This is a genomic window from Pseudoalteromonas sp. SM9913, assembly GCF_000184065.1.
In the GTDB taxonomy this organism is placed as follows: Bacteria; Pseudomonadota; Gammaproteobacteria; order Enterobacterales; family Alteromonadaceae; genus Pseudoalteromonas; species Pseudoalteromonas tetraodonis.
On the sequence record NC_014803.1, the window covers coordinates 126,889 to 143,025 of the forward strand.

Sequence of the window (16,137 nt, forward strand, 5' to 3'; positions counted from 1 at the left end):
ATTACAGTTGTCATACTCAAAATCGCTTTATTAGATCGTTGAGTGAGGTTTGTTGAATATAACTAAGGATTAGTTGGCTTTATAAACTAGCAGGTCATTACTGCAGCGTCCAGTACTTCTGTAAAATAAATAATAAAAAAAGGGCTGAGCGCCCTTTTTTTATAAATTTGCACTTAGATGTTGTTTTCTAAAAACTCAACTAATTGTGTTTTTGATAGTGCGCCTACTTTAGTTGCAGCCACTTGACCATCTTTGAAAAGTAGTAGTGTAGGAATACCACGAATACCAAATTTAGGTGGAGTACCTGCGTTTTGGTCAATATTTAATTTAGTAATCGTTACACGGCCATCAAATTCCTCAGCAACTTCGCTTAGGATTGGGGCGATCATTTTACACGGTCCGCACCATTCAGCCCAAAAGTCTACTAGTACAGGTTTGTCTGATTGTAATACGTCAGCTTCAAAGCTATCGTCGGTAATTTGGATTATTTTCTCGCTCATTGCGCTCTCCGGTTTAGTTAGGCGAAATATTTAGTGCGTATTTAAACACTCTTGTTTCTTATTGCAAGTTTAAACGTTATGCTTAAACGCTATGACTAAGACACATTTGACCGATAAAAAGTTTTCAGACTTTGCTATTGCACCGGAAGTGGTTGCCGGGTTAACCGAAAGTGGGTTTGAATATTGCACACCCATTCAAGCTAAATGCCTACCGTTTATTTGTGAAGGGCGCGATATTGCGGGCCAAGCACAAACAGGTACAGGCAAAACGTTGGCGTTTTTAACCGCCACATGCCATCGGTTATTACAATCTAGCAAAGCACCTAGTAAACATCCAAGAGCCCTGATCATGGCCCCAACTCGGGAGCTTGCGATTCAGATACACAAAGATGCAAAAATTTTAGCGCCGCACTGTAATCTTAACTTAGGTTTAGTATATGGTGGCGAAGATTACGAAAAACAACGTGCACAACTAGAAAAAGGCGTTGATATTTTAATTGGTACTACAGGTCGCCTAATAGATCTGTACAAGCAAGGCTGTTACACCCTTAATGAAATTGAGGTAGTCGTGCTAGATGAAGCCGATCGTATGTTCGATTTAGGCTTTATTAAAGATATCCGTTATATGTTCCGTCGTATGCCCGATACATCAGAGCGTTTAAACTTATTATTCTCTGCCACACTGTCGTATCGTGTACAAGAGCTTGCATTTGAACACATGACAAACCCAGAGCATGTGCAAATAGAACCCGATGTAAAAACGGGTAAACGTATTCAAGAAGAGCTATTTCATCCTTCACAAGAAGATAAAATTAAGCTGTTGTTAACCTTGATTGAAGAAGAATGGCCTGAGAAAGCCATTGTTTTTGCAAATACCAAACACAGCTGTGAAACTGTGTATGCATGGTTAAAAGCAGATGGACATCGAGTGGGTATGCTCACCGGTGATGTAAACCAAAAGAAACGTCAATCAATACTCGCGCAATTTAGTAAAGGCGAGCTAGACTTTTTAGTGGCTACCGATGTTGCTGCGCGTGGTTTACATATTCCAGAAGTAAGTCATGTATTTAACTTTGACTTACCTGATGATTGCGAAGATTACGTTCACCGTATTGGTCGTACAGCTCGTGCAGGCGCTTCGGGTCATGCAATTAGCTTTGCGTGTGAGCAGTATGCTTATAACCTTCATGAAATTGAAGAGTACATCGAGCACAGCATCCCTTTATCGCATTACGATAAAAGTGCATTGCTAGATGATTTGACCAAGCCGACTATTCACAGAAAACGTAATTTTTCTACCGGTCCACGTAATCGTAGTAATAACAACGGACGTCGCCCAAATAATGGTTACCAAAAAGGACGGTCTTAACCGACCGTTAGTTTGATAGTATTCGTAACTAGAGGTTTTTGAACGGTGGGGCAACTTAAACCGCAAAAAAATGTATATGCAGTCATTGATTTGGGCTCAAATAGCTTTCATATGCTTATTGCCAAATCAGTGGCGGGTGGCTTGCAAACAATAGGTCGCGTCAAACGCAAAGTAAGACTCGCCGCTGGGCTTGATGATAATAATCTATTGAGCTTAGAGGCTATGCAACGAGGCTGGGAGTGTTTGGCCTTATTTGCGGAACGTTTGCAAGATATTCCCAAGAAAAACATCACCATTGTTGCCACTGCAACACTTCGTTTAGCAACCAACGCCGACGACTTTAAATTACGTGCTGAAAAAATATTAGGCCATAAAGTTAATGTTATTAGTGGTGAGCTAGAAGCGCGAACTATTTACAAAGGAGTTGCGCACACTTCTTCATGTGCGGGCAAACAGCTAGTTATTGATATTGGTGGTGCGAGTACTGAAGTGGTGATTGGCCAAGGCTTTGAAGCACGTCACTATAAAAGTCTTAATATAGGGTGTGTTACTTACCTTGAACGCTACTTTAAAGATTGCCAGTTAAATGAAGCAAACTTTAATACTGCCATTGAAGCCGCGCGTACTGTTATTGATGAAATAGCACCTGAGTATAAAACGGCTGGTTGGCAACTTGCCTCTGGTGCGTCAGGGACCGTACAAGCTATTCAAGAAATAATGGTGGCACAAAATTTAAATGAAATGCTCACCCTTGAAAAGCTATACACCATTAAACAACAATCTATTGCTTATGAGACTATAGCTGAACTCGACTTGCCAGGGTTAAGTGAAGAGCGACGTTTAGTGTTTGTATCTGGGCTGGCTATCTTAATTGCACTGTTTGAGTCACTAGAAATAGAACAAATGGGATTGGCGGGTGGCGCACTTCGTGAAGGTGTTTTATATAGCATGCTACCGGAACTGCATAATAACGACATTCGTAAACGTACTATTGATGGTTTTATGAATCGTTATCATGTGGATCAAAAGCAAGCATCGCGAGTATCCGGCTTAGCTTTACAATTAGCTAGCGAGGTTAATCACTATTGGCCGATAGAAGCATTAAGTGGATTACCGCTTTTAAATGCGGTGGCGCAACTTCATGAGATTGGTTTATTAATAGAGTACAAGCAATACCACAAACATACCGCTTACATTTTAGAAAATACCGATATGCCAGGTTTTTCGCAATCAGAACACAAAGTGATCGTTGCGATTGCCAACAGCCATCGTTCAGACCTTCAAAAAGGATGTTTAGATCATTTAGGTGCGCACAGTAACGTTGCAACGTATATCGTTCGACTATTACGTGTTGCCGTTATTTTATCTATGCGCCGCCAAGATGATGTCTTGCCTAACTTTAAGATAACAGCTGAAAATGAAGAGTTAGCTATTCAATTTGAAAACGATTGGTTAAAAAACCACCCATTAATGGCAAGTGAGCTAAATCAAGAGATTAAGTATCAGAAAAAATGTGGTTGGAAACTTAAAGTAAACTAGTTAAACCGCTCTTTACCACAGTTTTTAGTGGTTAAAATGAGCGTTTAGTTGTAATTTTGTTCGAACAGTCATTTATTTCAAGTTTTCTTCAAAAAAGGGTTGATCTGTTTTCGGATCTCCCTATAATGCGACCCCACTGAGACGGGGAAGGCCAACGCATAGCGAGGCACGAGCTACTTAGTGAGTCGAGTAAAACTTAGTTTCGAAAACTTTCAAGTTTAAAAAAATTAAGTGTTGACAAAAAAATAGGAAAGCGTAATATGCGCAGCCCTAGCGAGATAAAGTTAAACGCTTTAATCGCAACGTTCTTTAACAATATAAAGCAATCATCTGTGTGGGCACTCGTACAGATTGAGTTCTAACAGCCAAGCTATTTAGGTAGTGAGGCAAACAAATTTAGAGTCTCAATTGAAACTGAGTGACCAACAGAATAGTTACTTAGGTAATTATTCAGCACAGTCAATTCAATATCGAAAGATATTAAATAAATTCAGAATTCATTGAGCTGTCGAAAGACATAAAACTTTTTAATTGAAGAGTTTGATCATGGCTCAGATTGAACGCTGGCGGCAGGCCTAACACATGCAAGTCGAGCGGTAACATTTCTAGCTTGCTAGAAGATGACGAGCGGCGGACGGGTGAGTAATGCTTCGGAACATGCCTTGAGGTGGGGGACAACAGTTGGAAACGACTGCTAATACCGCATAATGTCTACGGACCAAAGGGGGCTTCGGCTCTCGCCTTTAGATTGGCCCAAGTGGGATTAGCTAGTTGGTGAGGTAATGGCTCACCAAGGCGACGATCCCTAGCTGGTTTGAGAGGATGATCAGCCACACTGGGACTGAGACACGGCCCAGACTCCTACGGGAGGCAGCAGTGGGGAATATTGCACAATGGGCGCAAGCCTGATGCAGCCATGCCGCGTGTGTGAAGAAGGCCTTCGGGTTGTAAAGCACTTTCAGTCAGGAGGAAAGGTTAGTAGTTAATACCTGCTAGCTGTGACGTTACTGACAGAAGAAGCACCGGCTAACTCCGTGCCAGCAGCCGCGGTAATACGGAGGGTGCGAGCGTTAATCGGAATTACTGGGCGTAAAGCGTACGCAGGCGGTTTGTTAAGCGAGATGTGAAAGCCCCGGGCTCAACCTGGGAACTGCATTTCGAACTGGCAAACTAGAGTGTGATAGAGGGTGGTAGAATTTCAGGTGTAGCGGTGAAATGCGTAGAGATCTGAAGGAATACCGATGGCGAAGGCAGCCACCTGGGTCAACACTGACGCTCATGTACGAAAGCGTGGGGAGCAAACAGGATTAGATACCCTGGTAGTCCACGCCGTAAACGATGTCTACTAGAAGCTCGGAACCTCGGTTCTGTTTTTCAAAGCTAACGCATTAAGTAGACCGCCTGGGGAGTACGGCCGCAAGGTTAAAACTCAAATGAATTGACGGGGGCCCGCACAAGCGGTGGAGCATGTGGTTTAATTCGATGCAACGCGAAGAACCTTACCTACACTTGACATACAGAGAACTTACCAGAGATGGTTTGGTGCCTTCGGGAACTCTGATACAGGTGCTGCATGGCTGTCGTCAGCTCGTGTTGTGAGATGTTGGGTTAAGTCCCGCAACGAGCGCAACCCCTATCCTTAGTTGCTAGCAGGTAATGCTGAGAACTCTAAGGAGACTGCCGGTGATAAACCGGAGGAAGGTGGGGACGACGTCAAGTCATCATGGCCCTTACGTGTAGGGCTACACACGTGCTACAATGGCGCATACAGAAGTGCTGCGAACTCGCGAGAGTAAGCGAATCACTTAAAGTGCGTCGTAGTCCCGGATTGGAGTCTGCAACTCGACTCCATGAAGTCGGAATCGCTAGTAATCGCGTATCAGAATGACGCGGTGAATACGTTCCCGGGCCTTGTACACACCGCCCGTCACACCATGGGAGTGGGTTGCTCCAGAAGTAGATAGTCTAACCCTCGGGAGGACGTTTACCACGGAGTGATTCATGACTGGGGTGAAGTCGTAACAAGGTAGCCCTAGGGGAACCTGGGGCTGGATCACCTCCTTATACGATTTAGAACTTATTTGTTCGTAGTGTCCACACAGATGATTGTTAGTTAGTTTTACCCTTTGGGTTGACTAATTAATATGCTCTTTAAAAATTTGGAAAAGCTGATAATAAAATTCGTATGAATACATTGTATTTGTACAGAGTTTTCAAAAGTAAAAAAGAATGATAGCAGTATCATTCAGTGCCATTTAATGAACGTTTACGTTTATTGATTGGTATCTACTTTAGTATTCAATATTAACTTCTGGCGAAGTTAAACTGTCACAAAACAAAGACCCGTTTGGGTTGTATGGTTAAGTGACTAAGCGTACACGGTGGATGCCTTGGCAGTTGGAGGCGATGAAGGACGTATTAACTTGCGATAAGCCTAGTCAAGCTAGTAAAAAGCACTTGAGACTAGGATTTCCGAATGGGGAAACCCACCTGCTTGCAGGTATCGTTAACTGAATACATAGGTTAACGAGGCGAACGCGGAGAACTGAAACATCTAAGTACCCGTAGGAAAAGAAATCAACCGAGATTCCGATAGTAGCGGCGAGCGAAATCGGAACAGCCCTTAAGCTTATTATGTGTTAATGGAAGGCTCTGGAAAGTGCCACGATACAGGGTGATAGTCCCGTACATGAAAATGCATTTTAAGTGAAATCGAGTAGGTCGGAGCACGTGAAACTTTGACTGAATATAGGTGGACCATCATCTAAGGCTAAATACTCCCAACTGACCGATAGTGAACCAGTACCGTGAGGGAAAGGCGAAAAGAACCCCTGTGAGGGGAGTGAAATAGAACCTGAAACCGTGTACGTACAAGCAGTAGGAGCCCACTTGTTGGGTGACTGCGTACCTTTTGTATAATGGGTCAGCGACTTATATTTTGTAGCGAGGTTAACCGATTAGGGTAGCCGTAGGGAAACCGAGTCTTAACTGGGCGAATAGTTGCAAGGTATAGACCCGAAACCCGGTGATCTAGCCATGGGCAGGTTGAAGGTTGAGTAACATCAACTGGAGGACCGAACCCACTAACGTTGAAAAGTTAGGGGATGACCTGTGGTTAGGAGTGAAAGGCTAATCAAACCGGGAGATAGCTGGTTCTCCCCGAAATCTATTTAGGTAGAGCCTCGGACGAATACTTACGGGGGTAGAGCACTGTTAAGGCTAGGGGGTCATCCCGACTTACCAACCCTTTGCAAACTCCGAATACCGTAAAGTAATATCCGGGAGACACACGGCGGGTGCTAACGTCCGTCGTGAAGAGGGAAACAACCCAGACCGCCAGCTAAGGTCCCAAAGTCATAGTTAAGTGGGAAACGATGTGGAAAGGCCCAGACAGCCAGGAGGTTGGCTTAGAAGCAGCCATCCTTTAAAGAAAGCGTAATAGCTCACTGGTCGAGTCGGTCTGCGCGGAAGATGTAACGGGGCTAAACTATGCACCGAAGCTGCGGATTCAAAATTTATTTTGAGTGGTAGGGGAGCGTTCTGTAAGCGGTTGAAGGTGTACCGGGAGGTATGCTGGACGTATCAGAAGTGCGAATGCTGACATGAGTAACGATAATGCGGGTGAAAAACCCGCACGCCGGAAGACCAAGGGTTCCTATCCCATGTTAATCAGGGTAGGGTAAGTCGACCCCTAAGGCGAGGCCGAAAGGCGTAGTCGATGGGAAACGGATTAATATTTCCGTACTTGGTATAATTGCGATGGGGGGACGGAGCAGGCTAAGCAAGCATGGCGATGGTAGTCCATGTGAAAGTGTGTAGGCTAGTGACTTAGGTAAATCCGGGTTGCTGTTAGGCTGAGACACGAGACGAGTCACCAAGGTGATGAAGTTGCTGATGCCATACTTCCAGGAAAAGCCTCTAAGCTTCAGATTATACCGAATCGTACCCCAAACCGACACAGGTGGTCAGGTAGAGAATACTAAGGCGCTTGAGAGAACTCGGGTGAAGGAACTAGGCAAAATCGTACCGTAACTTCGGGAGAAGGTACGCTCCGATTGGTGATGAGACTTGCTCTTTAAGCTGATTGGAGCCGCAGTGACCAGGTGGCTGGGACTGTTTATTAAAAACACAGCACTGTGCAAAATCGCAAGATGACGTATACGGTGTGACACCTGCCCGGTGCCGGAAGGTTAATTGATGGGGTTATCTTCGGAGAAGCTCTTGATCGAAGCCCCGGTAAACGGCGGCCGTAACTATAACGGTCCTAAGGTAGCGAAATTCCTTGTCGGGTAAGTTCCGACCTGCACGAATGGTGTAACCATGGCCACGCTGTCTCCACCCGAGACTCAGTGAAATTGAAATCGCAGTGAAGATGCTGTGTACCCGCGGCTAGACGGAAAGACCCCGTGAACCTTTACTACAGCTTGGCACTGAACATTGAACCTACATGTGTAGGATAGGTGGGAGACTTAGAAGCAGAGACGCTAGTTTTTGTGGAGTCGTCCTTGAAATACCACCCTTGTAGTTTTGATGTTCTAACGTTGGCCCCTGAATCGGGGTTACGGACAGTGCCTGGTGGGTAGTTTGACTGGGGCGGTCTCCTCCCAAAGAGTAACGGAGGAGCACGAAGGTTGGCTAAGTACGGTCGGACATCGTACGGTTAGTGTAATGGTAGAAGCCAGCTTAACTGCGAGACAGACACGTCGAGCAGGTACGAAAGTAGGTCATAGTGATCCGGTGGTTCTGAATGGAAGGGCCATCGCTCAACGGATAAAAGGTACTCCGGGGATAACAGGCTGATACCGCCCAAGAGTTCATATCGACGGCGGTGTTTGGCACCTCGATGTCGGCTCATCACATCCTGGGGCTGAAGTCGGTCCCAAGGGTATGGCTGTTCGCCATTTAAAGTGGTACGCGAGCTGGGTTTAGAACGTCGTGAGACAGTTCGGTCCCTATCTGCCGTGGGCGTTTGAGAATTGAGAGGGGTTGCTCCTAGTACGAGAGGACCGGAGTGAACGAACCGCTGGTGTTCGGGTTGTCATGCCAATGGCATTGCCCGGTAGCTACGTTCGGAACTGATAAGCGCTGAAAGCATCTAAGCGCGAAGCAGGCCTCGAGATGAGTTCTCACTAGACTTTTAAAGTCTCTGAAGGGCCGTTGAAGACTACAACGTTGATAGGCAAGATGTGGAAGTGGTGTGAGCCATTAAGCTAACTTGTACTAATTACCCGTGAGGCTTAACCATACAACGCCAAACGCGTTTTATGTGATAGTTTAAGCGCAGAAGTTAATATAACTAAAGTAGATACTTGATTACTCTTTATTATCAGAATTCCAAATTTTAGTAAGCTTGATTAAATCGACCTTACACCAAATTTGCTTGGTGACAATAGCGTTTTGGACCCACCTGACCCCATGCCGAACTCAGTAGTGAAACGAAACAGCGCCGATGATAGTGTAGCATTTGCTATGTGAAAGTAGGACATTACCAGGCTCCAAATAAGAGAAACCCGTTACAGCGATGTGACGGGTTTTTTGTTGTCTGCAGGAAAGTAAAAATATTAGCTATCAGCCGTCAGCTATCAGTTGCACAGTGTCAACCTGTACTTCGTAGCATGGGTTGAGTATTACGAAACTCATGGGTAAAAGAACGCACCGACTACCTCAGAGTCCAATTCATCCCATTAAAAAACATAAGTGTACCTTGTAGTGTGGCTCTCTACCGCGGTGGGCACTACGACATTACCAGGCTCCAAATAAGAGAAACCCGTTACAGCAATGTGACGGGTTTTTTTACGTCTGCAGGAAAGTGAAAATGCAGGTTCGAGGTGAAAGGTATTAGGTAAAAGTAAAAGAATCAGCGCCTAAAGCCTACCAACCGAACTTTTGTTAATAAGTGTTGTTTATAACAAATAATTAGCTTAGAACAGTCCATAGGCTTCGGTTTCATGCTCTTGTGTGTTGTTAGAAGCTTGAAGTTCTTTGGGTTTAAATATAGCGCTTGGATAAATAAGTACGCTGTGTTTATCGGCTAGCTTAATTAATCCATGCATCATATTTCTTGTTTGTGGATCAATATCAAAGCCTATTTCAGTCAACTTATCGAGAGGTTTTATATCTTCTTGTCTATATTCAATATTATCTTCTACTTTATCAACTAATAAGCCAACATGCGGGGTCATCCCATCTTTTGTTGTAAAAACAATAATCGGTTTATAGTCTAAGGTTATTTGCTCTTTGGCTGATTCAAATAAGCGCTCTAATTGAATCAGCTCATGGCGCTTTACAATTTCAAGCTGTATGAGGACTTGTTTACTATTTTTTTGTTTATGTACTTTAATAGCGTCTTCTACTTTTTGTAAAAGTGATTTAAACGGCTCATTAAAGCGTGACATCGTACTTTTTAATTCGTCGTTATCGGTTTTAAATTCCATATAAAATTGTTCAAAGTCAGCAAGCTCACATTGACTCGTATTTAACGAATTTTGCGAACTTAGTAACGCTTGTTCTAATTGATTAAACCACGTATTGAGTTGTTTTTGCCAAGATTTAAGTTGCTTTAACGCATCTCGGTTACTGTGCTCTGTAGACACGCCATTTAAAATTATTCCTAAGTCAAATACTGGGGTTGGGATCCCCATATAATCTTTAACGCCTAGGAAGCTCTTGTTATCGTTAGGCAGCACCGTGAGGTTATTATGAAATTGTTCCGTTAATAAGATATCAAGAATCTTAAGTGAAATGGTTTTATAACCCACTTTAAAATTAATTAAGTCCATGGCTTCCTCACATACTAAGTTTGTATACTAAGGATAGAACAATATTTGCAAGGTATTTATTTATTCACATAATAAGAGCGATAAACATTACGTTTATTGTTGTTTTCAGTATTTATGAATAACTTTTGGATAAGTGTATCGGTTACTAATAAAGAATTAAGCTCATTCATCAGGCAGGATTGCTGAAGGGGGAATTGACAGTTTTTCGCTGCTTTGCTAAATGCCATAGCGTTAATATAACCCTCAAAATGAAGACGACTCGGTTTTTTAATGTTGCTCGCTTGCATATCGGCTAAAAACTCAGTACAAAAATTATCGTTACAATTTAGTGGGTTTGGAACAATCTCCGTTACCATAATATGTGAGGGTGAGTTTACTTCATCAAATAAGTCAAAGCTGGGTACAAACGAAACGCTAGTATATTCAGGATTAAACCCTTGCTTTTGGGCGCTATTAATAAACTCAGAGAGTGGTTCATAAGTGCCGACTAAACAGATTGCCGTAACTCCGCTTAATTTTAAGGTATTAAGTGCCGACTCCACATCTTGGCTATTGCGTTTGTAGCGAGCAACTATTACCGGTGTAAGGTTATATTTAGCGAGTGCTTCTCTTAGTCCTGATTCTACATATAAGCCAAATTCGTCAGCCTGTATAAACAGCCCTATTTTAGTATGTTTATGCTCTTCAACGAGGTATTTGATTTGTTCTTGTGCTTCGTCGTTATAGCTTGCTCTTAAGTTAAATGCTTTAACTGACGGTTTTTCACGTAGAAAGCTCGCCCCGCTAAAAGGCATTAAGAACGGAATTTTTGATTGTTCTAGTAAAGGTATAATTGCATGGCTGGTTGGGGTACCCATGGCACCAAACAGGGTATCAACTTTATTTGTGTAAATAAACTCACGAGTATTATTAACTGTTTGTTTGGGTTCATAGTGATCGTCAGCCACTAAAAGTAGCACCTTAGCGCCATTAATGCCGCCAGCGTTATTAACTTTGTCAAAATAAACGCTGCTACCTTTATGTAACTGTTGGCCAATATTTTTAGCAGGGCCAGTCAGTGCAGTAGACATGCCCAGCTTAATTACTTTGTTGTTGGTTTGCTCGGCATGCGCGAAAGTTTGCCCAAGCACTAATGCTATAAGGACAATGTTAAGGTTTGCTATTATGCGAAATGCGCTCATACCAATTATTTACAGCCTTTTTAAATAATGTATTAAATGACTTTGTGCCATTCAAACCTAACTGACTTTGGATATTTTTCGGTGTCCAATTTTGTAATACTAGCCTAATAAAAACATATTGGAAATTATCGTCATCGGTTGGCAAGCTATACGGCAATGCCCAAAAACGTCGCCAGAGCAATGGTTTTATATTAAAAAGCTGGTAGTCACTTGTTAACATAGACTTTAATCTTAATTGCTCAGTGATACTGCCAGTATGAGTATTAAAATGAGAGACAATTTTCGCGACCAGTTGATAATCAAGCTGACTATAGTGATCGAGTAGTTGCAAAGGGAAATCGGCTTCAAACTGTGCTACTAATTGCTCTACTAGTTGGTCACTTTTAGTTAAGCTTTTAACAACTAATGCACTGTGCTCGCCCGTTGCCTTATCTTTTTGAAAACCGAGTTTAACTAAATCAAAGCCATTACTTTGCCAAAAACTGAGTAATTGCGCATTGCCACCAAAGCTGGCACCAAACCAATGACACTCGCTCTGCAATTGCTGTTCACAGTATTTAAGTAACTGTGTGCCTATTTTTTTGTTGTGATGCTGTGGATCAATGGCAATACGCACCACGCGGGCGCAGTGTTGTTTTAAAACATCAGCATTAAAACTCAATTGTGCTAACGTTTGTGCCATTAAGTGACCTTGAGGCCTGCGCTTTCCTTGTGCTATTTCATTGCTCATGGCGGCATTAAACCCACCTTCAATCGCAATTAAACAGACACCGAGAATATTATCACCTTGTTGGCAAACAAATACATGTTGTTTAGTGGCGTCTAGTAAGTGGCGTAAATCATTCACACTGGTTTGATAATGTGCCAGCGTTAGCAACCCAATCACTTGATAAAGTAGTGACTCGTTACTAGCAAGTTGATGTGCCTGTAACTGCTTAAATTGCAAAGGAGTAGAGTGTAAGGTGACGCTGTGATGTTCAGCATCTAAGGCTAATAACGTGCGAATGCGCTGCTCTAATGGATCCTGCTTTGCAAAGCGAATAGGCTGCTCAATAGTCATACTGCGCATATTTTTAAAATGCGTTTTAATGTAGCGAGTAAACTTTAGAATATAGCCGCGACCATTGCCTTCATAGCCAACCATGGTGCTTGAAAATACCACGCGAGGATAAAGGTGGAGTAGTTTTATGAGCATTGGAACAGGGATTGCTGCCGCTTCATCAATTAATAGCAAGTCACACTCAGGCTGTTCGTTAAGTAGCTGATCAGGTGCAATATATTGCATGTTTGCAATGCATTTATTGCCTGCTTGATACTCCAAATTAAGTGCGTTTGCTAAATGTTTAAAGCTGCTGTGCAATGCGCGAAATTGCATAGAGCTGATGAGGATTTTTTTATCGCTGAGCTCGCTTGCGGCAATCCCTAATGCCGCTGATTTACCCCGTCCCCGATCAGCATTAATCAATAATGGTCTATTTGCCCGTCCGTGCGCGGTTTTTTTTATTAATTCAACACATTGTTGTTGCTCGGTAAAATCTATTGTACCTGCTGATGAATCAATGTCGGCAAGAGTAACCCAGCCATCTTGTTGATTAAAATGTAATAAGGAGGCGTTGCTCAGTAAGTGCTTTAAGCGTTGATTAAAAAAGCTGTATTGATGCGCTTGTCCAAATGATTGAAATAATGGCAGCGCAGGATCGCACCAATGTTCAAGTGATTCGAGCGGTGGAAGTAATACAATTAAAAAGCCACCCGCTTGAACTACGCCCGCTAAGGCTGCTAGTTTATCTGGCACCAGTCCACTGTAGCCATCATAAACAGCATGGGCGCATTCTTGCCCTAAAATTTGATGGGTATGCTCTGGCCAATGTGCATTAACTAAATTTGTGTTTTTAGAAAGAACAAAAGAGGGTTGCTGTAATTGAGCAAGCAGCTGAGTGCATTGCTCATAACACCAATTTTTATCGCCTGTAAGCAACAGTAACTGACGATGTTTAGCATTCGTTAGCTGCTGTTGCAGATGCTCTATAACGCGGTTAAACGGCTTGTAGTCTTGCATAAGCTGTTACTAACCACTTACTACCTAAGTCGTCAAAGTTAACTTGTACTCGCGATTGTGCGCCACTGCCTTCGTAATTAAGCACCGTACCAATGCCAAATTTTGCATGTAGCACCCGTTGACCTAAATTAAACCCGCTTTCTTCAAAGGCGGCATGGCTAACCGATGCACTAAAGCGACCAGCTGCTGGCGGGCGAGAAACCTGGGTTTTAATGCGAATTTCTTCTACGCAGTCTTCGGGTATTTCACGTAAAAAACGCGATGGGCTGTGGTATTTTTCTTGACCATATAAACGGCGGCTTTCTGCGTGGCTTATATACAGTTTATCCATAGCACGGGTCATACCTACATAACAAAGGCGGCGTTCTTCTTCTAAACGGCCCGTTTCTTCATTACTTTGTTGTGATGGGAACATGCCCTCTTCAACACCGACCATAAATACCAGCGGAAACTCTAAGCCTTTAGCTGAGTGAAGCGTCATCATTTGTACCGCATCTTCATGTTCATCAGCTTGCCCTTCACCTGATTCAAGCGAGGTGTAGGCTAAAAAGCCTTGTAGTGGTGAACTGAATTCTTCCTCTTCAGGGAGTTCATATTGATCGCAGGCGCTAATTAATTCTTCTAAGTTTTCAACCCGAGCACGGCCTTTTTCACCTTTTTCAGCCTGATACATTGCCATTAACCCTGAGGTTTGAATGGCATATTTAGCCTGCTCGTGCAGCGTTAAGTCACTAATCTTATCTTCAATATGTTCAATTAACTCAACAAACTTGGCAACAGCTCCAGAAGCGCGACCCGATAAATGCTGTTGCTCTACAATGGCTTTAGCAGCATACCAAAGCGGCAAAGATTCAGCGCGAGCGCAGTCACGTATATGGCTTAATGTTTTATCGCCAATGCCGCGGGCGGGCGTATTAATAACACGCTCAAATGCCGCATCATCTTGGCGGTTACCCACTAAGCGTAAGTATGAAAGAGCATCTTTAATTTCTTGGCGTTCGAAGAATCGCATACCGCCATAAATTCGGTATTTTAAACCTTCTTGTAGCATTGCTTCTTCAAGTACCCGCGATTGCGCATTACTACGATATAAAATAGCCGCATCTTGAAGTGCATTACCCGCATTAAGCCAGCTACGTAATTTGCTACTCACAAAGCGCGCTTCATCTAGCTCATTAAAAGCAGCATAAATAGAAATAGGTTCACCGTCGTTACCATCGGTCCATAAACTTTTACCCATTCGCTCGGAGTTATTTTGAATTAACGCGTTTGAGGCTTTAAGAATAGTGGCAGTCGAGCGATAGTTTTGCTCAAGGCGAATCGTCTCTGCATCAAAATCGGTTAAAAAGCGTTTAATGTTTTCTATTTTTGCGCCGCGCCAACCATAAATACTTTGGTCATCATCGCCTACAATCATGATGCTGCTGGTATCGCCCGCAAGTAGTTTTAACCACGCATACTGAATAGTATTGGTATCTTGAAACTCGTCTACAAGCATGTGCGCAAAGCGCTGCTGATAATGACGCAGCAAGGTTGGGTTATTTTTAAGAACCTCATAGCTACGTAGTAATATTTCTGCAAAATCAACTAGGCCCGCTCTATCACAAGCTTCTTGATAGGCCGCGTAAACACGCAGCATCATTTGCTCGTTAATATCGTATGCCTGAATATCTTTAGGGCGCAGAGCTTCATCTTTTTTAGCGCTTATGTACCAACCAAACTGCTTTGCCGGCCATTTTTTATCATCAATATTCATCGATTTTAATAAGCGCTTGATCATACGAAGCTGATCGTCAGAGTCTAAAATTTGAAAGGCTTCTGGTAAGTTTGCTTCACGGTGATGTGCACGCAAAATTCGGTGCGATAAACCATGGAAAGTACCAATCCACATGCCGCCTACAGGGGCTTTTAATGTTTCTTCAACCCGTGAGCGCATTTCTTTAGCGGCTTTATTAGTAAAGGTTACCGCAAAAATACTATAGGCAGAGGCTTGCTCTACTTGCATTAACCAGGCAATACGATGAACCAATACTCGAGTTTTACCTGAACCTGCTCCTGCTAATACCAGCATGTTTTGTAATGGCGCTGCAACGGCATCGCGTTGTTTATCATTTAAGCCATCGAGTAATTCTGAAACGTCCATCGTTACGCCTTTTTAATCAATAATGAGAGCAGTATAACAGGTGTTTTTGTTAGGCTAAATAAAATACTGTTTTTATAAACAGCTATTTATAAAATACGTATTTAAGTTGTTGAATAGTTAACAGTATAAACTGAGCAAGTAACTAAAATAGCTATTCAAAATTGCTAATTTGACTTATTTTTGGCAAAAAATACTAAACTGATAAATTCGTAATAATTTAACTGTATGATTTGTAAGCCTTAATAAATTGGCATAAAGTGTGTAAGTATAAATAATAAGTACAAATACAAAATTAATTAAACTACAGAGGTTAGTATGTCTCAACAAGGTTCTGGCGGTAACGTAATTGCAGCATTATGTAATATTTTTTTCCCCGGTTTAGGGCAGTTGGTGCAGGGCCGTATTTTAGCGGCACTTGTTTTTGCAATTCTGGTTTTTGGCGGCTATGCGTTATGGTTTTTAGTGGTTCCAGCCGTAATTGGAGCCGTATTCCATTTATGGGCAATTATTGATGCTGCACGCTATCGCTCAGGTGGTTAGCTAAATTGATGATGCTAAATAGCGCCT

8 protein-coding genes and 3 rRNA genes are annotated in these 16,137 nt (G+C 42.8%); 6 read left to right on the forward strand and 5 right to left on the reverse strand.

Translation table 11 applies throughout. The annotated features are described in order from the left end of the window. Window positions 1-173: 173 nt before the first annotated feature. Window positions 174-500, reverse strand: coding sequence for a thioredoxin TrxA (gene trxA, locus PSM_RS00600; protein WP_013463750.1), 327 nt, complete (start codon window positions 498-500; stop codon window positions 174-176). Between the two features lie 91 nt (window positions 501-591). Here trxA and rhlB point away from each other — a divergent pair, with 91 nt between their 5' ends. The 5 genes from rhlB (at window position 592) to rrf (ending at window position 8,902) form a co-directional block, all read left to right on the forward strand. Beyond that, window positions 592-1,869 carry an ATP-dependent RNA helicase RhlB gene (gene rhlB / locus PSM_RS00605; protein WP_010392673.1) on the forward strand — a complete coding sequence of 426 codons (1,278 nt, stop codon included), beginning with the start codon at window positions 592-594 and terminating at the stop codon, window positions 1,867-1,869. A 45-nt stretch (window positions 1,870-1,914) separates the two neighbouring features. Then, entirely contained in the window at window positions 1,915-3,408 is a 1,494-nt protein-coding gene (gene gppA, locus PSM_RS00610; RefSeq protein WP_013463751.1) for a guanosine-5'-triphosphate,3'-diphosphate diphosphatase, read from the forward strand. 528 nt (window positions 3,409-3,936) lie between these two features. Continuing rightward, window positions 3,937-5,472 (forward strand): 16S ribosomal RNA (locus PSM_RS00615). 294 nt (window positions 5,473-5,766) lie between these two features. After that, a 23S ribosomal RNA gene (locus PSM_RS00620) occupies window positions 5,767-8,653 on the forward strand. A 134-nt stretch (window positions 8,654-8,787) separates the two neighbouring features. Next, a 5S ribosomal RNA gene (rrf, locus tag PSM_RS00625) occupies window positions 8,788-8,902 on the forward strand. The 16S, 23S and 5S rRNA genes sit together here, the layout of an rRNA operon. Window positions 8,903-9,329: 427 nt before the next feature. On the opposite strand, the gene PSM_RS00630 is transcribed toward rrf, so the two are convergent. From PSM_RS00630 to uvrD, 4 genes are read right to left on the reverse strand one after another with little or no spacing between them, the layout of a single operon-like run. After that, a complete protein-coding gene (locus PSM_RS00630; RefSeq protein ID WP_013463752.1) occupies window positions 9,330-10,187 on the reverse strand; it encodes a hypothetical protein in 858 nt (285 codons plus the stop codon). Window positions 10,188-10,243: 56 nt separating this feature from the next. Further along, complete coding sequence (locus PSM_RS00635) at window positions 10,244-11,368, reverse strand: ABC transporter substrate-binding protein (protein WP_013463753.1); 1,125 nt, start codon at window positions 11,366-11,368, stop codon at window positions 10,244-10,246. Then, window positions 11,337-13,427: a GNAT family N-acetyltransferase gene (locus tag PSM_RS00640; protein WP_013463754.1), complete on the reverse strand. Its 2,091-nt coding sequence runs from the start codon at window positions 13,425-13,427 to the stop codon at window positions 11,337-11,339. The genes PSM_RS00635 and PSM_RS00640 overlap by 32 nt, the downstream gene beginning before the upstream one ends. Beyond that, a complete protein-coding gene (uvrD, locus tag PSM_RS00645; RefSeq protein WP_008108265.1) occupies window positions 13,405-15,570 on the reverse strand; it encodes a DNA helicase II in 2,166 nt (721 codons plus the stop codon). The genes PSM_RS00640 and uvrD overlap by 23 nt, the downstream gene beginning before the upstream one ends. A 315-nt stretch (window positions 15,571-15,885) precedes the next feature. Between uvrD and PSM_RS00650 the strand changes: the two genes are divergently transcribed. Beyond that, entirely contained in the window at window positions 15,886-16,110 is a 225-nt protein-coding gene (locus tag PSM_RS00650; protein WP_013463755.1) for a hypothetical protein, read from the forward strand. Window positions 16,111-16,137: the final 27 nt, after the last annotated feature.